At 63.2% G+C, this 16359-nt stretch carries 22 protein-coding genes, 1 tRNA gene and 2 pseudogenes; 14 read left to right on the top strand and 11 right to left on the bottom strand.

Features of this window, described 5'->3' with window-relative positions:
- Positions 1 to 264 precede the first annotated feature (264 nt).
- From DQW50_RS05525 to DQW50_RS05510, 4 genes are all read left to right on the top strand, one after another.
- Positions 265 to 855: a hypothetical protein gene (locus DQW50_RS05525; RefSeq protein WP_112078288.1), complete on the top strand. Its 591-nt coding sequence runs from the start codon at positions 265 to 267 to the stop codon at positions 853 to 855.
- On the top strand, positions 852 to 1490 hold the full coding sequence (locus DQW50_RS05520) for a hypothetical protein (protein WP_112078287.1): 639 nt from the start codon (positions 852 to 854) through the stop codon (positions 1488 to 1490). The genes DQW50_RS05525 and DQW50_RS05520 overlap by 4 nt, the downstream gene beginning before the upstream one ends.
- A 268-nt stretch (positions 1491 to 1758) precedes the next feature.
- Positions 1759 to 3042, top strand: a complete 1284-nt coding sequence (locus DQW50_RS05515) for an MFS transporter (protein ID WP_112078286.1) — start codon at positions 1759 to 1761, stop codon at positions 3040 to 3042.
- Positions 3043 to 3169: 127 nt separating this feature from the next.
- On the top strand, positions 3170 to 4363 hold the full coding sequence (locus DQW50_RS05510) for a nitrate/nitrite transporter (protein ID WP_112078326.1): 1194 nt from the start codon (positions 3170 to 3172) through the stop codon (positions 4361 to 4363).
- Here DQW50_RS05510 and DQW50_RS05505 read toward each other — a convergent pair.
- Positions 4357 to 5118: a bifunctional 2-polyprenyl-6-hydroxyphenol methylase/3-demethylubiquinol 3-O-methyltransferase UbiG gene (locus tag DQW50_RS05505; RefSeq protein WP_112078285.1), complete on the bottom strand. Its 762-nt coding sequence runs from the start codon at positions 5116 to 5118 to the stop codon at positions 4357 to 4359. The genes DQW50_RS05510 and DQW50_RS05505 overlap by 7 nt on opposite strands.
- 263 nt (positions 5119 to 5381) lie before the next feature.
- Between DQW50_RS05505 and DQW50_RS05500 the strand changes: the two genes are divergently transcribed.
- Both DQW50_RS05500 and DQW50_RS05495 read left to right on the top strand, forming a co-directional pair.
- A complete protein-coding gene (locus DQW50_RS05500) occupies positions 5382 to 5561 on the top strand; it encodes a hypothetical protein (RefSeq protein WP_112078284.1) in 180 nt (59 codons plus the stop codon).
- Positions 5558 to 5932 (top strand): amphi-Trp domain-containing protein, encoded by a 375-nt coding sequence (locus DQW50_RS05495; protein ID WP_112078283.1) that lies wholly within the window; start codon positions 5558 to 5560, stop codon positions 5930 to 5932. The genes DQW50_RS05500 and DQW50_RS05495 overlap by 4 nt, the downstream gene beginning before the upstream one ends.
- A gap of 51 nt (positions 5933 to 5983) precedes the next feature.
- Here DQW50_RS05495 and dpsA read toward each other — a convergent pair whose 3' ends face one another.
- Both dpsA and DQW50_RS05485 read right to left on the bottom strand, forming a co-directional pair.
- Entirely contained in the window at positions 5984 to 6529 is a 546-nt protein-coding gene (gene dpsA / locus DQW50_RS05490) for a DNA starvation/stationary phase protection protein DpsA (RefSeq protein WP_112078282.1), read from the bottom strand.
- Between the two features lie 153 nt (positions 6530 to 6682).
- A complete protein-coding gene (locus DQW50_RS05485) occupies positions 6683 to 7426 on the bottom strand; it encodes a DUF1405 domain-containing protein (RefSeq protein ID WP_112078281.1) in 744 nt (247 codons plus the stop codon).
- Between the two features lie 116 nt (positions 7427 to 7542).
- On the opposite strand from DQW50_RS05485, the gene DQW50_RS05480 reads away from it, so the two are divergent.
- Positions 7543 to 8184, top strand: a complete 642-nt coding sequence (locus tag DQW50_RS05480; protein WP_112078280.1) for an FxsA family protein — start codon at positions 7543 to 7545, stop codon at positions 8182 to 8184.
- 112 nt (positions 8185 to 8296) lie between these two features.
- A tRNA-Ile gene (locus DQW50_RS05475) sits at positions 8297 to 8370 on the top strand.
- Between the two features lie 298 nt (positions 8371 to 8668).
- Here the strand turns inward: DQW50_RS05475 and DQW50_RS18600 are convergent.
- The 4 genes and pseudogenes from DQW50_RS18600 to DQW50_RS05455 all read right to left on the bottom strand — a co-directional run bounded on the left by DQW50_RS18600 (position 8669) and on the right by DQW50_RS05455 (position 10328).
- Positions 8669 to 8836, bottom strand: a complete 168-nt coding sequence (locus tag DQW50_RS18600; RefSeq protein ID WP_112078279.1) for a DUF1059 domain-containing protein — start codon at positions 8834 to 8836, stop codon at positions 8669 to 8671.
- Between the two features lie 260 nt (positions 8837 to 9096).
- Positions 9097 to 9700, bottom strand: a pseudogene (locus DQW50_RS05465) (site-specific integrase).
- Positions 9701 to 9810: 110 nt separating this feature from the next.
- The gene (locus DQW50_RS05460; protein ID WP_112078278.1) at positions 9811 to 10056 is read right to left on the bottom strand and encodes a type II toxin-antitoxin system HicA family toxin; all 246 of its coding nucleotides are present in this window, start codon (positions 10054 to 10056) and stop codon (positions 9811 to 9813) included.
- Between the two features lie 2 nt (positions 10057 to 10058).
- The gene (locus DQW50_RS05455; protein ID WP_112078277.1) at positions 10059 to 10328 is read right to left on the bottom strand and encodes a type II toxin-antitoxin system HicB family antitoxin; all 270 of its coding nucleotides are present in this window, start codon (positions 10326 to 10328) and stop codon (positions 10059 to 10061) included.
- A 111-nt stretch (positions 10329 to 10439) separates the two neighbouring features.
- Between DQW50_RS05455 and DQW50_RS05450 the strand changes: the two genes are divergently transcribed.
- Complete coding sequence (locus DQW50_RS05450) at positions 10440 to 11198, top strand: DUF429 domain-containing protein (protein WP_112078276.1); 759 nt, start codon at positions 10440 to 10442, stop codon at positions 11196 to 11198.
- 192 nt (positions 11199 to 11390) lie between these two features.
- Positions 11391 to 12342, top strand: a pseudogene (locus tag DQW50_RS05445) (Cdc6/Cdc18 family protein).
- Between the two features lie 34 nt (positions 12343 to 12376).
- Here the strand turns inward: DQW50_RS05445 and DQW50_RS05440 are convergent.
- Entirely contained in the window at positions 12377 to 12871 is a 495-nt protein-coding gene (locus tag DQW50_RS05440; RefSeq protein ID WP_112078325.1) for a DUF3592 domain-containing protein, read from the bottom strand.
- Positions 12872 to 13203: 332 nt separating this feature from the next.
- Here DQW50_RS05440 and DQW50_RS05435 point away from each other — a divergent pair, with 332 nt between their 5' ends.
- Positions 13204 to 13665: a PadR family transcriptional regulator gene (locus tag DQW50_RS05435; protein ID WP_241964348.1), complete on the top strand. Its 462-nt coding sequence runs from the start codon at positions 13204 to 13206 to the stop codon at positions 13663 to 13665.
- Positions 13666 to 14048: 383 nt separating this feature from the next.
- Here DQW50_RS05435 and DQW50_RS05425 read toward each other — a convergent pair whose 3' ends face one another.
- Both DQW50_RS05425 and DQW50_RS05420 read right to left on the bottom strand, forming a co-directional pair.
- On the bottom strand, positions 14049 to 14312 hold the full coding sequence (locus DQW50_RS05425) for a type II toxin-antitoxin system RelE/ParE family toxin (protein ID WP_112078275.1): 264 nt from the start codon (positions 14310 to 14312) through the stop codon (positions 14049 to 14051).
- Positions 14309 to 14590, bottom strand: coding sequence for a ribbon-helix-helix domain-containing protein (locus tag DQW50_RS05420; RefSeq protein WP_112078274.1), 282 nt, complete (start codon positions 14588 to 14590; stop codon positions 14309 to 14311). Before DQW50_RS05420 ends, DQW50_RS05425 begins: the two co-directional genes overlap by 4 nt.
- Before the next feature lie 114 nt (positions 14591 to 14704).
- On the opposite strand from DQW50_RS05420, the gene DQW50_RS18415 reads away from it, so the two are divergent.
- From DQW50_RS18415 to DQW50_RS05405, 3 genes are read left to right on the top strand one after another with little or no spacing between them, the layout of a single operon-like run.
- Positions 14705 to 14965 carry a hypothetical protein gene (locus DQW50_RS18415; protein WP_241964347.1) on the top strand — a complete coding sequence of 87 codons (261 nt, stop codon included), beginning with the start codon at positions 14705 to 14707 and terminating at the stop codon, positions 14963 to 14965.
- Positions 14966 to 15012: 47 nt separating this feature from the next.
- Complete coding sequence (locus tag DQW50_RS05410; protein WP_112078273.1) at positions 15013 to 15264, top strand: AbrB/MazE/SpoVT family DNA-binding domain-containing protein; 252 nt, start codon at positions 15013 to 15015, stop codon at positions 15262 to 15264.
- Entirely contained in the window at positions 15265 to 15699 is a 435-nt protein-coding gene (locus DQW50_RS05405) for a PIN domain-containing protein (protein WP_112078272.1), read from the top strand.
- Between the two features lie 39 nt (positions 15700 to 15738).
- On the opposite strand, the gene DQW50_RS05400 is transcribed toward DQW50_RS05405, so the two are convergent.
- Positions 15739 to 16233, bottom strand: a complete 495-nt coding sequence (locus DQW50_RS05400; protein WP_241964346.1) for a GIY-YIG nuclease family protein — start codon at positions 16231 to 16233, stop codon at positions 15739 to 15741.
- Positions 16234 to 16359 lie beyond the last annotated feature (126 nt).

The raw sequence follows: 16359 nt of genomic DNA, 5'->3' as shown, positions 1-16359 counted from the left end.
ACACGTGACGGGGTGGCGGTTTGAATATGACGACGTGTGTGACTCCCCGGGAGGACGGAGCACGCCGACGGTGCTCCACGGAGACAAGTGGTATACCCCTTGGAAGCGAAGGCCACACACGTATCAGCGACGCGCTCCGTTCCTGACGGGCGTCAGGCAACGGGCCGAGGAACCGTGACGGGACGAGTATTCGGAGGTCCGCACACTGGGCGACGTCCGAGTTTCGTCTGACGACGTCCGAGTTTCGTCTGACGACGTCCGATCATGGCCATCACACACTCACTCGCTCGAAACGTGACGACGAACGCAACGCTTGGGTGGGTCTTCGTGGGTAGCGTGGCCCTGATCGCCGCCGTTAGCCTCCTCATGGCACCGCTGATCGGGGGGGTACTCGCACTGATCGCTGCCGGAATCCTCGCGGTTCCGGCGGTGTGGCGACGGGACTGGCGGGTGATGCTTCCGTGGCCGCTCGGGTCGGTCGTCGTCCTCGGGGTGACCGCGCGGACGCTCGGCGTCGTCCCGGAGATCTCCGGATACGTCGCCATCTCGTCCGTCGCGCTCGCGGCCGTCGTCGAGCTCGACTCGTTCACCGGCGTGGAGATGAGTCGCCGCTTCGCAGTGCTGTTCGCCGTTATGACGACCATCGCCTTCCAGTCGTGGTGGACGGTCGCCGGCTACTATTCGGACCAGTTAGTCGGCACTTCGTTCATCGGCTCACAGGCCGAACTCCAGTGGGACCTCGTCGCCGTTGTGGCTGTCAGCCTCGGTATGGGTCAGCTCTTCATGTGGTACTTCGACCGTATCGAACACGTCGGTTCACGTCATCGGCCGGTCGTCCCGGAGGAAGTGTCGTGACCGTCTCCGAGACTATCGGCCTCTCGGAGCGGAGAGAACGCCTGCTGACCCGACTGCTACAGTTGGTGCTGGTGGGTATCTGCCTCGCCGGACTCGTCACGCTACGCCTCGGGATGGCCGTCGGCGGCGCGTTCAGTCTGGGACTCACGTTGATCCCGGCAGTGATCCGCCGGGAGTACGAGTACACGATGAGTCCCGCGCTGGTCCTGTGGATCACCATCGCCGTCTGTCTCCACAGTGTCGGGGCGCTCGGCCCGTACACGTGGTTCTCCTGGTTCGACAGCGTGACGCACACCGTCTCAGCGATCGTCGTCGCTGGGCTGGGATACGCGACCTTCTACGGGTTCGAGCAGCACTCGGAGGAACTTCACGTCCCGACCACCGTCCGGCCCGTGTTCATCGTCGTGTTCGTCCTCGCCGTCTCCGTCGTCTGGGAACTACTCGAGTTCACGTCGGGACAGCTATCGCAGGCACTCGGTATCAACGCACCGCTGGTCGTCTATGGTGTCGACGACATCGTCACGGACATGGTGTTCAACACGGTCGGCGGGCTGATCGTGGCCGTCGGTGGCTCCGGATACTTCGTCCCGCTTGCGGGGTTCTTCCGGCGCCGGTTCGACTCTCGGAACCCCTGAGTCAACGACAGAGGCGGGGAGACCTGCTCGTAGAGAACTACCCGGATTCGCCGATTCCGCTCGCTCTCACTCCCCCTCGTGGTCGATCGGCGCGCCACACTCGGGACAGGCATCGTCGGCGCGCGAGACGGCGAGGTCACACGCCGGACAGAACCGGCGGTCGCAGGCGGGGTCACCCATGCCCGACCCGAGGCGATCCGGCGGGAAAACCCCGGCACGTCCCGCCGCGAACCCTAACGCCTTTTGAACCCGTGATCGGCGTAGAGGTGTGAGCAACGCCGACAGCCAGTCGCAGTTCTGGGCGCTCTACCTCACCCGGTTCGCCGAAGGGTTCGGCTTCATCACGCTGTTGACGCTCCTGCCGACGTACATCAACACGCTCGACCCGCAGGCGACGACCGTGCTCGGCGTGACGGTCTCGGCCGGGTTCGTCATCGGGATGTACACGACCGGGTTCACGCTGGCACAGACCGTCGCCGTGGTGCCGCTCGCGTGGGCGGGCGACCGGTTCGACAAACGGCGGGTCCTCCTCGTCGTCCTCGCGGTCGGCGCTGTGGTGTACGCGCTGTTTCCGGTCGTCGACTCCTCGGCGTCGTTCGTCCTGATCCGCGCGCTTCAGGGGATCGCGGTCACGGGCGCGTCGCTGATGACGCTCTCGATCGTCGGGCAGATCGCCGACGTGGGCACCCGCGCCGACAAGATCGGGAAGGCGAACGCGGCCTCGTTTTCGGCCTCCATCGTCGGGTCGCTGTCGGCGGGCGCGATCTACGACGCCGTCGGCTTCGGCCCCATCTTCACCGTGATCACCGTCCTCATGGTACTCGCGTGGGTGATAGTGTGGGGCGTCCTCGACGCCGACCCGACCCGCATCGAGGGGTTCCCGTTCGCCGACCTCGCCGTCAACCGAAAGATCGTCTCGATCACGGCGTTCCGCGCACAGTACGCGTTCGCCGTGACAATGGTCCGGACGTGGGTCCCGATCTACGCCGGAACCGCGATGGCCTCCGGCGGGCTCGCGGTGGGCGCGACCGCGGTCGCGGTCACCGTGACGATCGAGAAGGCGACGAACATGGTGGGCCAGCTCTTCACCGGCCGGCTCTCGGACGGGTACGGTCGCTCGCTCTTCGTCTTCGCCGGCGGGGGGGCCTACGGGCTGGTCGCGGTCTGTATCCCCCTCGCGCCGGCTCTCGGCGCGGCCGTCGGCGCCGACGTGACGCTCCCGCTGCTCGGCGAGTTACCGCCCGCGTACCTCCCGCTGGTCGTCTTCTCGGGCCTGCTCGGCGTCGTCGACTCCTTCAGAGAGCCCGCGAGCATGGCGCTCTTCGCGGACGAAGGGACCGACGAGGGCGGCGTCGCCTCCAGTTTCGGCATCCGGGAACTCGTCTGGCGGCCCGGCTCCGTCGCCGGCCCCCTGATCGCGGGGTGGCTGATGGTCGAGGTGAGCATGGCCTCGGTGTTCCTCGTCGGCGGCGCGTTCGCGGTCACGGGCGTCCTCGCGTTCCTCGCGATCCTCGTCCACGACCACGGGCGGGCCGCGCTGACGACGTGGTGAGGTCACGACACGAACGTCCCGATCCCGACGTCGGGGTTCGGGGGTCGTTGACGGTCTCCGGCGATCCTTTCTGAGACTGGAAGGTTCAAACCCGGGAGGCCGGTGTGTCGAGTAGGTGACTCGCTGCGTGCGCTACGTCTTCGTTCCGAAACGGGTGATCACGGACCTCCAGGGTGACGGTCGCGGAAAGGCGCTCGCAGCCGTCGCGTTCGGCTGGTTCCTCTCGATCAGCACCCGGATGATCTACCCGGCGTTGCTCCCGTCCATCCGGTCGACCTACGGGCTCACGCTCACGACGGCCGGCCTCCTCTTGACCGTGTTGTGGGTCGCCTACGGGGTCGGACAGCTCCCGGGTGGGATGCTCGCCGACTGGGCGGGCGAGCGGTCGTTACTCGTCGGGAGCTCCCTTCTCGCAGTCGCGATGCTCGCGCTCGTCGTCGTCGCCGAGTCACAGGTGGTGCTCTTCGCCGGAACCGCGCTCTTCGGGCTCGCCACGGCGACGTACGGCGTCTCCCGGTTCACCGTCCTCAAGGACATCTACCCGGACCGGCTCGGCACGGCGACGGGGGTGACGATGGCCGCGGGCGACGTGGGCAACGCGGTGATGCCGCCGACCGCGGGGCTGCTCGCGGGCGCGGTGGCCTGGCAGTACGGGTTCGGGTTCGTGATCCCGTTCTTCGTCGTCGCGGCGGTCGCGTTGTGGCTCACGGTCCCGTCCGCCACCGGAACCGTCCCGCTCCGAGAGGCGTTCTCGGTCAGCGACCTCGCGCCGCTGTTCCGTCGGCCGGTCGTCCGTCACTCGCTCGTCCTGCTCGTCCTGTGGGCAACGGTGGTCCAGGCGTTCATCGGCTTCTACCCGACGTATCTGATCGACGTGAAGGGGATCCCGTCGACGACGGCGACCCTCCTGTTCGGGTTCTTCTTCGCACTCGGTAGCCTGATCAAGCCGGTCGCGGGGCGGGCGTACGACCGCGTCGGCGTGCGGTCTCCGCTGGCGGTCATGATGGGTGTGACCGCCCTGACGCTCGCCGTGATCCCGTTCGCGAACGGACTCCCGTCGTTCGTCGCGCTCACGGTGCTCGCGAGCGCCATCCTCGGTTACGAGACCGTCGTCATCTCCAACCTGACCGACCGGCTCCCGGACGGATCTCGGGGGACGAATCTCGGCGCGTTGCGCACCATATACGTCATGATCGGGGCGTTGAGTCCCGTGGCCTTCGGCTGGATCGCCGACCGCGGCTACTTCGACGAGGGGTTCATCGGCATCGCAGTGATGAGCCTCCTCGTCGTGGCGTTCGTTCTGGCGTACGTCGACTACTGACGCTTCGAGAGCGCCGCCCGGTAGTGGTAGCCGTCGTCGCCGCGGGCGACGTCGGTAACCGTCCACCCCGTCCCGACCGCGGCCTCCCGCAACCGGTCGGGGCTGAACAGCCGGAGCTGGAGGACGGGATCGCGCTCGCCCTCGTACTCGAAGAACATCACGCGGTGGGCGAGTCCGGGCGTGGGGTCCTCACGGTAGCCGAGGATCTCGGCCGTGGCGGGATGCTCCGGATCGTAACAGTCGACGACGGCCGTCCCGTCGGCGCGGGTCACGAACGCCAGGTCGTCGAGGAACGCCGAGAGCCCCCGCATCGACCCGACGAGCCCGAGGTGGGTCCCGTTCAGCAGGGCGGAGCCGAACCGGTCGCGCTCGAAGTCGGCCCGCAACTCGAACATGTCGCCCGCGCGTGCGTCCGCGACGCCGCGTTCGCGCATCGTCTCCACGAGCGCGGGGCTGGGCTCGACCGCGACCGTCTCGAACCGCTCCTGGAAGTACAGCGCGTGGCGGCCGGTCCCCGCACCCAGATCGAGAAGTGGCCCCTGGAGGTGGGAGACGAGCCAGGCGTTCGTCCCCACCGATGGGTCGAACGGCGCGAAGTAGAACGACTCGATCGGGTGTTCCGTCGTCTCCGCGCCGTCCGAGTGGAGGAGGGGTTCGGTCCGCTCACCGCGGTGGTGATCGCGGATCGCCCGGCCGAAGGCGTCGGGAACGGCGGAGGACGGGTCCGGATCCGAGCCGGAATCGACGTCGCTCATGTCGCAGGGCACGATCCGACTCCGCAAAAAACCCCGTTGAGGGTCGGTACCGCGGGGCGAGCGACGGCTCCGTTCGACTCCACAAACCGGGTGTGCCCGACGATCGTGGCGCCTGGAACACCTTCCAGGGATCCGACGTCCCGCGAGATCGCGTCGCCGTGAGCGGGCCACGCGATCTCCACCAGGTGGGAGACCGTCCATCACGGCGCATCGACCGTCGTCGACCGCACCCTTTTTGTTTTAGGTCTCCCTAAACACAGTCCATGCCAACAGGAGCTCAGTCCCGCAACGAACCCCGTCGCGGGTCCGAACGCGAACCCGAACCGGCCCGAACGCCCGACGTGAACGTCTGTGAGTGTAGCCCCGGGCGGTCGGTGTTCATCGAATCCGGGAACACGGACGGATGGATCGCCGTCGACGCTCTCGTCGACGTCCTCCGATGACCGACCCCGACGCCGCCCCCGAGAGTGACGCCGCCCCCGAGAGTGACGCCGCCCCCGAGAGTGACGCCGCTCCCGAGGCCAACCAGTCGCCGGACGCGGGGGCGGATCCGACACTCATCCGTTCGGGGCGGAACTTCGAACGTGAGTACCGTCTCGACGCGAGCGAGGCGGGGTCGTTCCTGATAGAGATCGGGGAGAAACTCAGGGACGGCGACGAGCTCCGGCTCGCGACCGACGAGTGGGAACTCCCCTTCGCGTTCGGCGAGCCAGTCGAACTCGAGATCGACTTCGAGGGGACGGGGGAGCCGAGCTTGGAGATAGAAGTGGAGATACCCGGACGAACCGACGACAGCGCGCCGGACGTTCGATAAGGTCGGATCGGCGGGTTGCGTCGGGCCGTCGAGTCGCCTCCGTCGGTCGGGTCAGTTCGCCGCGGACTCGACGACGAGGCTGTCGTCCTCGAGGTAGTGTTCGATGTGGTGGGCGTGCTCTTCTATCGTTTCCAGCTGTTCGCGGAGCATCTCGCCGGTGGCGTAGTCGCCGAGCCCGTCCACGAGTTCGATGTGCTGCCGGTAGCTCTCGATGACGTCGCCCATTATCTCCAGGTCGTTCGCGAGGGAGGTACGGACGTCGTAGACGTCCTCGTCTTCCGGCTCCACCGTCGCGTTCTCCGCGAGGGTGGTCATGCTGGCGTGCGGGACGCCGCCGAGCGCCTGGAGTCGTTCGGCCAGCTCGTCGGCGGCCGCCTCGACGTCCTCGTACACCTCCTGGAGGAAGACGTGGACGTCGAGGAACTCCGCACCCTCGACGTTCCAGTGGTGTTTGTGGAGCTGGTGGTAGAGGACGTACGCGTCCGCGAGGTCCGCGTTCAGCGCCTCGATTATCTGTTCGGCCTTCTCGGTTTCGAGCCTGAGGGCGTTCTCCTCGACGGTGCCGGCACGCTGCCGTATCTCTTTTTGCGTACTCATAGCGTCTCCATCTACGACCTCCACCTACTTATATCCAATCGACATGAAACACGTTTTACGGGACCTAAAACTCGATAAACATCGATTTCACCGCACGAATATCGGTCACTCGTGCGGAAATGTACTGATCAGAACATAACTGTCCGTCCGTCTTCAGCTCCGTCCGTCTTCAGCTCCGTCCGTCTTCAGCTCCGTCCGTCTTCGGAGCGTCTCGACCCGCGTCCAGAGCGCGAAAAAAAGCGGTACGACGGTGAGCACGACCGCTCCCGCGGCCGCGACCTGGAGCACGGTGGTCGTGAACCACGGGAGGCCGTCGCGGTACGGGAGCGACGTGTGGGTGACCCCGCCGATCACCGGAACGAAGTAGTCCATCAGCAAGTCGAGGGTGTACCACGCGGTCGCGACCGCGACCGCCCGCACCGGGAAGTCGGTCATTCGGTGGATCGCGAACGCCTGGACCACCATCCCGAGGTGGCTCACGAACAGGAACGCGTACAGCGCGGGTCCCGTGTTAGCGAGGAACGCGGGGTAGAAGACGACGAGCACGTACGGGGTCCACAGCCCGAGTTTGACGTTCCCGAAGAACGCGAGCACTGCGAGAGTGTCGTTTGACCGTCCGACCGCCCACGACGCGAACGCGAGCGCGATGAAGAGCGTCGCACCCGGGCTGTCGGGGACGAACGGCCACATCTCGACGGGGACCAGCCCGAACTGGAACCGGTAGTACCAGAAGCCGAAGGCGGTCCCGAGGAGATTTATCGCGACGATACCCCAGACGAACCGGTAGGCGACGTCCTCCAGCGCTGTGGGTAGCGGCGCGACCCAGCGGGACAACCGGCCGTCCTCCGGGGATCCGCGCTCGGGCGGGTCGCGACCGAGCGAGCCGACGATGTCCATGACCGTGGCTCGGTTCGCGGGGTCAAAGCCGTGGCGGTAGCGAGCGGACGCCCTGTCGGGGAGGGCGCTCGTCCGGGACGAAAAGGGCTATGGGGGCCGGGCCGGAACCCTGGGGCATGCGCCCGCGAACGTTGCTCGCGTTGCTCCTCGTCGTCCCCCTCGCCGACGCGTTGTTCCTCGTCTTCGTCGCGACGCGACTCGGGTGGGCGATGACGGTCGGGCTCGTCGTGTTGACGGCGATCCTCGGGATGTTGCTTTTGCGCGCCGAGGGACGCGCGACCCTCATGCGGGTCCAGCGGAAACTCGCTCGCGGGGAGCCGCCGACCGACGAACTGCTCGACGGCGGGCTCCTCATCGCCGCTGGGGCGTTCCTGCTCACGCCCGGACTGGTCACCGACGCGCTCGGGTTCCTCCTCGCGTTGCCGCTCACGAGGATCCCGATCCGCATAGCGGTCAAGCGGTACGTCGTCGTGCCGTACATCGACCGCGAGACCGGCGGCTTCGCCACGGGGAACGTGTACATCGGCGGCTTCCCTGGCGAGAACGCCGCCGGAGGCGACGGCGGCTTCCCGGGAGACGCCGAGGGCTTCCCCGGCGGCTTTCCGGGTTCGTCCGGGGACGACGGGGACGACCCCTCGGGCGGCGTCGGTGCCTCGGGCGCGGGTGGACGCGGGTCCGCCGACGACCCCGAGGACGTCGTCGACGTGGAGTACACGGTCGAGGACGACGACCCGGAACGCGAGGAGCGCTCCGGGTGAGTCCGGATCCCGTTCGGGTCCCGCGATCCGATCGTAAACCGCCCGACGGCGGCACGCTACTGAAAGGAAACCCTTAAAATCCTACCCACGAAACCACCTGATGCGCTCACCTGGGCCAATAGCTCAGTCAGGTTGAGCGCTCGGCTGATAACCGGGAGGTCCACGGTTCAAATCCGTGTTGGCCCACCTACAGCGTCCACGGTCTCTGGCCGTGGCGTGTTAGGGGCTGTACGCCTCCCCAGCCACCTAACTTCGTTCCTACAGATCTTGAGAGAAAGGTCTATTTCGTGCTGAGTTCAGCCGTAGCCATCACGCAGTTCCCCGCTATCCTTGAATCAGGTTTAGTTGATGATGTGGCTCTGTTGAAATCCTTTGGAACTGATAGGAAACGTTTGCTAAATACAGGGCGCGTATCTCACACAGGTGTTCTGTGAAAGCCACCTGGTCGGATCGGCCACTACTTCGATCAATACAGTCCCTACCCTTAGACCTGTATAATACTTGATCTGATGTTTTCGACGGTCTCGTCGTCCAGTTCGAGTTCGGGGTGTGAACTGTTCGCGTGTTCTTCGGCTTGAGCCATGACCTCTTGTTCAGTCTCAGCTTCAATGGTCGCGCTACATCCGTCTACGGGGCACTCAAGTCTTTGCATAGTCCAACCGCAAGGTATGTGTTACCGCGTTATTGGTATTCACCCTCTAATGGAATATACGCACGTGCTACCGGCCCGACTCCACAACCCCCAATGACAATCGGCGTGCTCGCGACAGGGCGGTACGTTCAACGAATGGGTGGTTCATCCGATTTGCGGGAAGTAAGCGAAGCCGTCGTGCTGACTTCAGCCTCTGTATTCAGCGTAACTGCTGGAATATGTTGCCGATAGAGAGTTTTAACAGAACCGAATTTTTGAATCTATGCGAATCCCGCTTCCTCGAAGGCCTGATTAACGAGTTCAGGCGTCGGCGCGTCGAGATACGGCTCGACCGCCTGGAAGGAGTCCCACCCGCCGACGGTCATGACGACGCGGGGGTTCACCGGTTTCGACGAGGAGCCGCTGGGCGAACCGGCGACGGAGATCGTGGCTCGAGACGTGGCAGAAGTCTTCGTCTCCCGTGTTCTCGGCTGCGCGCTCGGCCGTGCGTTTGACCACGGTCCGGACACCGCTCTCGGAGAGGTCCACGATCGGCTCGCGGCGGCCGACGTCCTCCGTCGAGACGTACCGGTGGATGTCGCCCTCCACGTCGCGGGGGAGGTACGCGTCGCGAGGCTTCCCGCCGTTCCCGGTCGTGTCCTTTCCCTCCGGGACGCGGAGCCGGAAGTGATCCCCGTCCGGGGTACGTTTGACGTGTTTCGGTGCGACCTGTGGGATCTCGAAGGCACGGAGCCCGACGAACCCGCCGAGTTGGATCACCAGGTCGTCGCGGATGCTCCCCGAAGCGCGGCGGAGTTCCTCGAATTCGTCGTCGGTGAGCCAGCACTTGTACTGATCCGGCTTCCCGGTGGACTCTAATCGCATACCACTTTCTCAAAGAAGGTAGCACTTAGTACGGCAGAACCGACGGGGTCACCGGCGTGATCGGGGCGGATTCAGGGGGTTCGTTGACGACTTCTCTATCAAGTCGGCCGTCACCGATGATCGTCGATCCACTCACACCGGGAGTGGAAGTCGTCCGCACCACACTGGTCGACAATCTTTCGCAGAGTGTTCCCACTGATCTCGTGACCTATCGGGACCGTCACATTCCGCACCTCATCCGTCTCCGGGTGGACATATCGCCGCTTCAGATGACTTCCCGTTCGGTCAACTGGCGTGTATCCCATATCTGCCAGTACCGACGCTATCTCCGAACCGCTGAATCGCTGACGAACCACTGTTACGCCGTCTCGTCGGCGTCTTCGAACCACGGCGCGTCGGGAACCCTCACCTCTTCCGACACCGACTCCGGATCCAGGCCCAGTTCCTCCAGATCCTCATCAGTCACGGATTCGCCAGCCTCACCCGTATGAAGAGCGACCGCCTCGTCGAGCATCTCTAGGGCCTCCTCCCGCGTCTTCCCACACGAGGCGACACCAGTCTCTTCATCGATCGCCGACCAGAGTCCCTCCTCTTCTTCGATCAGGTGAATCTCTCGCCCGGTACTCATGTATGTAAATAGATGGCAATTCGGGATAAGCGTTCTGTCGGATACTACCCGGCAAGTGTGCTATAGCGGTTGGAGTGCCCGATTTATATCGTCTCCGATGACAGTGAACGTATGACCACCTATGTCGGAGTCGATTGGGCATCTCGCGGATGGCTCGCAGTCACGATCGACGGCGACGAGTGGACTGTACAAATGCACCCTTCGATACACAGCGTCTGGTTCGAACACGACGACGCCGAGTCGATCCTTATCGATATCCCGATCGGGCTTCCCAAGTCGGAACGACGCGGGTGCGACCGAGGTGCGAAGGAGTTTCTCGGCCCGGCGCGGGCTCGTAGCGTCTTCTGGACGCCGTGCCGTGATGCGGTCGAGAAGAGAACATACGAGGACGCAAAACAGGCGAACATCGATGCTCGCGAGGACAGCCTATCGAGTCAGGCTTGGGGGCTGATCCCTCGGATTCAGGAGGTCGATCGGTTCCTCAGAGATACTGGAGAGGCGCAGGATACGGTATTGGAATCGCATCCAGAGGTGTGCTTCAAAGCGCTTGCGGAGGGAACTCTGTCCTCAAAACACGAAGATGATGGACTCAGCACCCGGCGAGAGCTACTCGGAGATGTCGACAAGAGCGCGAAGGGCGTCTACGACAGATTCGCCGATGAATACATTGAGGGGCAACCAACATGGGCACGGCGCATCGGGAACTCGAACCGCGATGACCTTCTGGACGCGATGGTGCTCGCGCTCACCGGAAAAGTAGGAGACGGTGAATTTGAACGTATTCTCGATCATGCGGAGGCAGATATGGAGTCAATCCCACAGGATAGAGAGGGCCTTCCGATGCAGATCGCTAATGCTGAGTCAGAGTAGGTAGCATTCCACTGACGCCACCTGTGTTCACGGCCCACGACCATCCGGAACCATCCGGAACACTCGGCCATCGGCTTATATACTCACACCGAGACCGACCAAGACGTGATACGCGACGGAGACGTGGTACGCGATGGAGCGGTCTTCGAAGAGAACCACCTTCCAGACCCGATCGTCGAGCGAAACCGGCACATGAACGAGGTGACGGACGCTCTCGAACCCATCCAAGACGGCTTTCGTGCCGAGAACTGCTTTCTGTTCGGGCCCTCCGGCGTCGGGAAGACAACTGTCGCCCGCGCCGCCGTTCGTGAACTCCGTCAGGAGGTCCTCGAGGTGCCGCACGCCTACGTGAACTGCTGGCAGGACTACACGCGGAACGCAGTGCAGATCTCCCGAGATCTCGCTGGCGCCGCGCTCCTCCTCAACGGGGCGCCTCATCGACCGCATCAAGGCCGACCTCCACGGTCCGGGTGTTGTCATCCTCAATGAGGTCGACCAGTTGCGCGAGACGAACGTGCTCTACGACCTCCACGAGATCCGCGGACTCTCGTGGATCGGCATTGCGAACCGCGAGGTCGATCTCTTCGCGGACCTCGACGACCGAATTACCTCCCGAATCAGCGTCGCCTATCGCGTGCGCTTCGACACCTGCAGTGAGGACGCGATCACGGAGATCCTCTCCCGGCGTGCTCGTGAAGGTCTCGGGCCCGGCGCCGTCGACGAGGACGTGCTCGCGCGGATCGCACGCCTCTCCGAAGGAGACGCTCGGCAGGCGATCGCGGCGCTTCGGGTCGGGGCGCGCATGGCCAGCCGAGAGGGGCTCTCAGCGATCCCGGCGCGACTCGTCGAGGACGCCGTCGCCGACGCCGAGCGTGAGGTTCGCCAGAAGACTATCTCGAAGCTGAACACACATCAGCGCGTTCTCTATGAAGTCCTCGAGGAGGAGGACGTACTCATCCAGAAGGAGCTCTACGCGCGGTATCGGGAGGCGCACGACGACCCCGTAACACTGCGGTATCTCCGTAAGAGCCACCTGCCGAAGCTAGAGCACTACAACCTCATCGATATCGAGCAACACGGTGGATCGAAGCGGTACAGTCTTGTCGGGGTTGATGGTTCGGAACCGCAGCCCGAACAGGTCTAACCCTGGGAAGTCAGTGATTGGTATAACACTCGGCTCAAATCTTCCTTACAGCGGAGATTGTCGCGACGAGAGTGAACAGTCCACCGAGTACGAGCGCTATTATCGGGGCGTTGGACGTCTTGTTCTTCAAAAACGCGTCCCCCGGCTGATCTGGGGGTACATATGCGATCGTCTGTGTCCCTTGTTCGTACTGTTCAATGGCTGATTCGGCTTCTGACCGGGTATCATAGCTCTGTTCAATATCTGCTGGATATATTTTCGTCCCAGTATATCCGGTTCCATTGTATGTGTACTCAAACTCGACGACCGGTTCGTAATTCGCGCCCGGGCTTGCGGACGTTCCGCTGTCTGTTTCAATGCTGAGTTCCGTGATGGTCGCATCCACTTCGACCGAATCTCGAACTGCCTCAGTCTGCTGAACATAGTCGTACCCCCCGTAGCTGATGATTGCAATTCCAATAACGATGTACAGCAATGCACCCCCTAAGCTATCAGGGCCATTCACGCTCAAGCCCGAATCGTCGGCCATACTAACAGACACCTCGAAGTCGATTGATCTTCCCTGACAGCCAACCATCTCTGGGGAGTTCAGTTAACTGAGACTGGGCGCATCGCCTGAGTGTTCGGTGGTACTCTTGGAGGGCAGAATACATCGGCAAACGCTCCATTGGCTGACCACTAAAATCTGTATATATCCACGATCTGTGATCTACCATCGTCCGAGTATTTCCACGGAACTACTCATCCGGAACCACATCCGGAACATTCAGAACTCGGAGACAGCGGTCGATTTGCGACCATCCGGAACCATTCGGAACTCCACGGGTCAGGCTAAACCGCGCGTCGGGGCGACCCCGACGTATGCCGACGACCCACGGCGCGACCGGCACCGCGCGCGACGACCGACCGATGACGACTGAGAGACCAACCATGAGCGACGCACACACCCAGCCGACGACCGAGACGAACCGCGACGAGACCGCCTGCGACGGCCCCACCTGGTACGATCTGCTCGGCTTCCAGCGCGACCTCCTCCTGGTCGCTGTCGAAGTCGAGGGCGAGGAACTCCCGAAGGGCCTGACGCTGAAGCGCCGACTCGACGACCGGTACTCCGACCCGATCAACCACGGCCGGCTCTACACCAACCTGAGCGAACTCGAGGAGGAGGGTCTGATCGAGAAGGAAGACTTCGACGGCCGCACCAACGCCTACCGCGTCACGGACCGCGGCCGCGAGCTACTCCCCGGGCATCGCGACGTAATAACGGACTCATTAGCCAAGCTCGAGATTTTCGTGTTCGAGAACGTCGTGCTCGACGGTTAGAGGCGAAAGCCGATGATACACTGACAGGAACACTCGCGTGGGTCGGGTCACTAGTGTCGCGGTGGACCACTGGCTACGGTGTTCGATTATTACCGGTGGTACTGCTCATGTTGACGCTGTTTCTCGGTTTTGCGGGTGTGTATTCCACAACTGAAATGTCTCTCCAAGAAAGTTTGTACTACAGCGCGGTCACGTTTACGACCTCCCCACCAACTTCTCCAGAGCCAGGCGTAATGCGAGTCGTCGCCGGAATCGAGACGTTTCTCGGCACTACGGCGATCATCTTCTTAGGTTACGTACTAGGAAACCGGGAGCGAGTTTGAGGATGGAACTGTGTACAACTCGGTCCTCGGCACGCAATGCCGTTATAAGTCGATTCTCTATCAGGGTGGGAGATGACGGTCGTAGATGTTCCGACGGTGACCCACGGCTTCGACACGGAGGAGGTCTTTCGATCGATCCCACGTGATGATCGCTCGGTAGTCGCCGGCGCGAAGCTTGTAGTACGGGTAGTTCGTGAGGGATTCGAGTCGGTGATCCGTCCATTCGGTCGCTTCGTCGACCTTGTTCATCACCCGGTCGGCAACCTGTGGATCGAGTCCTTCGAGATGCTCGATCGCCTGCTCGGTGTACTCGACCTCCGTCATTCGTCGCTGTCGAGTCCGAGACGTTCCCGCACTTCGTCCGCGTCGTAGGTCTCACCGCGTTCCGCCTGTTCGCGGCTCTTCTCCAAATCCTCCAGCGTCTCCTCCGAAAGCGTTGCTGGGGGGTTCACCCAGTTTCGAAGCGCGTCACGGACCGCCTCGGATTTGCTCGAATACCCGCGGCGTTCCCACTCCTCTTCGATCTGGGTGAGGAGTTTCTCGGGAACTCGAACGTTGATCTTCTCCATCCGATCGTCACCGGGATCCGTGTCGATGCTCATATTCTGTGATACAGCGGTGATACACAAAAGGATTCGGGACAGTTGGAACCCATCCGGAACCGATCGGAACACTGGGGGTTCCGTCTATGTCCCGTCGCCGTCTCGGGGTCAGACGTGCTCCGTGATGAGGAGGTGTTCGAGGACGATCACCTTCCCGACCCGATCGTCGGCCGGAATCGCCACATGAACGAGGTGACGGACGCCCTCGCGCGGATCGCACGCCTCTCCGAAGGATACGCGCGCCGGGCGATCACGGCGCTCCGGGTCGCCGTGCGTATGGCCAGCCAGGAGGGGCTCGCCACGATCCTCGGGCGTCTCGTCGAGGACACGGACGGCCTGCCGAACGCGGAAGAGTGGCTTACGACCGAGATCTAGTGTGAAGGCACACTAAATTTATGAGCAGTGGTCCCATACCCTCGCCTATGAGCCGCGAACGCATCGATTCCGAGAGCAAGGTCTCGGGAAACCAGGCGAACATTCCCGCCCATATCCGACGGGAGCTGGAGATCGACGACGGTGACAGACTCCGCTGGCAGATCGAGGACGACGGCACGCTCCGCGTGCGGGTCGTCCAACAGCGCAGCGGGACGTTCAGCGACTTCGACGGGTACGACGGCCGTCGGGAGACGAACGTCGAGCGCGAGCACGACGCGTGGGGCGTCGATCCCGAGTAGATGCCGCGCGCACTCGTTGACACGACCGTTCTCTTCGCGGCGGCGTATCGCCGCGACAGCGCACACGATGACGCCCTCCCGATCCTCCGAGGGATCGACACCGCCGACCTGCCGGAGGCGGTGATCCTCGATTACGTGCTCGCGGAAACGCTCAACGGCCTGACGGCGCACGCGGGCCACGACGCCGCCGTCGACTTTCTCGACCGGGTGGAGGAGAACACGCGGCTTCACGTCGACTCCCTAACCGCGGACGCGTTCGCGACGGCGAAGGGCCTCTTCCGGCAACACGAGCGCTTCTCGTTCGTTGACGCCTGTATCGTCGCGTACATGCAACTGGAGGGACTCGGCTACCTCTACGCGTTCGACGACGACTTCGACGCTACCGAGGACGTCTACCGCCTCGACGTCGCAACCGATCCGTATCAACCGGAGTGACCGAGACGCGGCCAGGGTCAGCGAGTCGCACGGGAGCACTCACCGCACGAGTACTCCGACGGCGTCGCGAAGGATCGCCTCGACGGCCATCGTAAGGGTAGCCGCCCAGGTGTCGACGTCGTAGGTCTCGCCGAGGATCTTGATCACGGAGGGCGTTGTTCCGGTGTAGTCGTCGACCGTCTCGGGTTCCCTCGATGTCGTCTCTTCCACGAGGTTCTCGTGGCTGGCGTTCTGGAGGAGCTTGTTGATCGTCTCCGCGAACTCCTGGTACGCGCCTTGGAGGAAGCCGAACTTCTCGCTCTGCTTGTCGTACGCGTACTTCTCGGCGACCTCGTGGACGCCGCGCTCGGCCGTGGACAGGTTCTTGTCGGGATTCGGGATCCACATGTCGAGCAGTTCGACGTCCCGGTTGCCTCTGCTGTACTGTCTGAGGGTGTTGTCGATGTTTGTGGACTTGCCGATCTTGATGTCCATGATCTTCAGGCCCGAATACTCCAAGTGAGAAATCCTGATCGCGTAGACGACTTCATTCATGGACAGGTTTTGCGTGAGTAGTCTCTTGAGGTTTCCTGAGAATTTGAGTAGAGATGCGGCTTCACCTGTTCGACTCCTTGTACACTCGGAATTCGGCGTATCCAGAAATGTCCCTCGTAGAATAGT

This window comes from Halorubrum sp. 48-1-W, from assembly GCF_003287355.1.
GTDB lineage: Archaea > Halobacteriota > Halobacteria > Halobacteriales > Haloferacaceae > Halorubrum.
The sequence above is the reverse complement of the archived record's forward strand: the minus strand, read 5'-3'. Positions and strand labels throughout refer to the sequence as shown.

Coding starts and splice junctions, on each gene's coding strand:
- DQW50_RS05405 (WP_112078272.1), top strand. CDS start 15,265: ATGCCGCGCGCACTCGTTGACACGACCGTTCTCTTCGCGGCGGCGTAT.
- DQW50_RS05480 (WP_112078280.1), top strand. CDS start 7,543: ATGCGCCCGCGAACGTTGCTCGCGTTGCTCCTCGTCGTCCCCCTCGCC.
- DQW50_RS05420 (WP_112078274.1), bottom strand. CDS start 14,590: ATGAGCATCGACACGGATCCCGGTGACGATCGGATGGAGAAGATCAAC.
- DQW50_RS05440 (WP_112078325.1), bottom strand. CDS start 12,871: ATGGCCGACGATTCGGGCTTGAGCGTGAATGGCCCTGATAGCTTAGGG.
- DQW50_RS05505 (WP_112078285.1), bottom strand. CDS start 5,118: ATGAGCGACGTCGATTCCGGCTCGGATCCGGACCCGTCCTCCGCCGTT.
- DQW50_RS05485 (WP_112078281.1), bottom strand. CDS start 7,426: ATGGACATCGTCGGCTCGCTCGGTCGCGACCCGCCCGAGCGCGGATCC.
- DQW50_RS05495 (WP_112078283.1), top strand. CDS start 5,558: ATGACCGACCCCGACGCCGCCCCCGAGAGTGACGCCGCCCCCGAGAGT.
- DQW50_RS05450 (WP_112078276.1), top strand. CDS start 10,440: ATGACCACCTATGTCGGAGTCGATTGGGCATCTCGCGGATGGCTCGCA.
- DQW50_RS05500 (WP_112078284.1), top strand. CDS start 5,382: ATGCCAACAGGAGCTCAGTCCCGCAACGAACCCCGTCGCGGGTCCGAA.
- DQW50_RS05435 (WP_241964348.1), top strand. CDS start 13,204: ATGCCGACGACCCACGGCGCGACCGGCACCGCGCGCGACGACCGACCG.
- dpsA (WP_112078282.1), bottom strand. CDS start 6,529: ATGAGTACGCAAAAAGAGATACGGCAGCGTGCCGGCACCGTCGAGGAG.
- DQW50_RS05425 (WP_112078275.1), bottom strand. CDS start 14,312: ATGACGGAGGTCGAGTACACCGAGCAGGCGATCGAGCATCTCGAAGGA.
- DQW50_RS18600 (WP_112078279.1), bottom strand. CDS start 8,836: ATGCAAAGACTTGAGTGCCCCGTAGACGGATGTAGCGCGACCATTGAA.
- DQW50_RS05400 (WP_241964346.1), bottom strand. CDS start 16,233: ATGAATGAAGTCGTCTACGCGATCAGGATTTCTCACTTGGAGTATTCG.
- DQW50_RS05455 (WP_112078277.1), bottom strand. CDS start 10,328: ATGAGTACCGGGCGAGAGATTCACCTGATCGAAGAAGAGGAGGGACTC.
- DQW50_RS05410 (WP_112078273.1), top strand. CDS start 15,013: ATGAGCCGCGAACGCATCGATTCCGAGAGCAAGGTCTCGGGAAACCAG.
- DQW50_RS05525 (WP_112078288.1), top strand. CDS start 265: ATGGCCATCACACACTCACTCGCTCGAAACGTGACGACGAACGCAACG.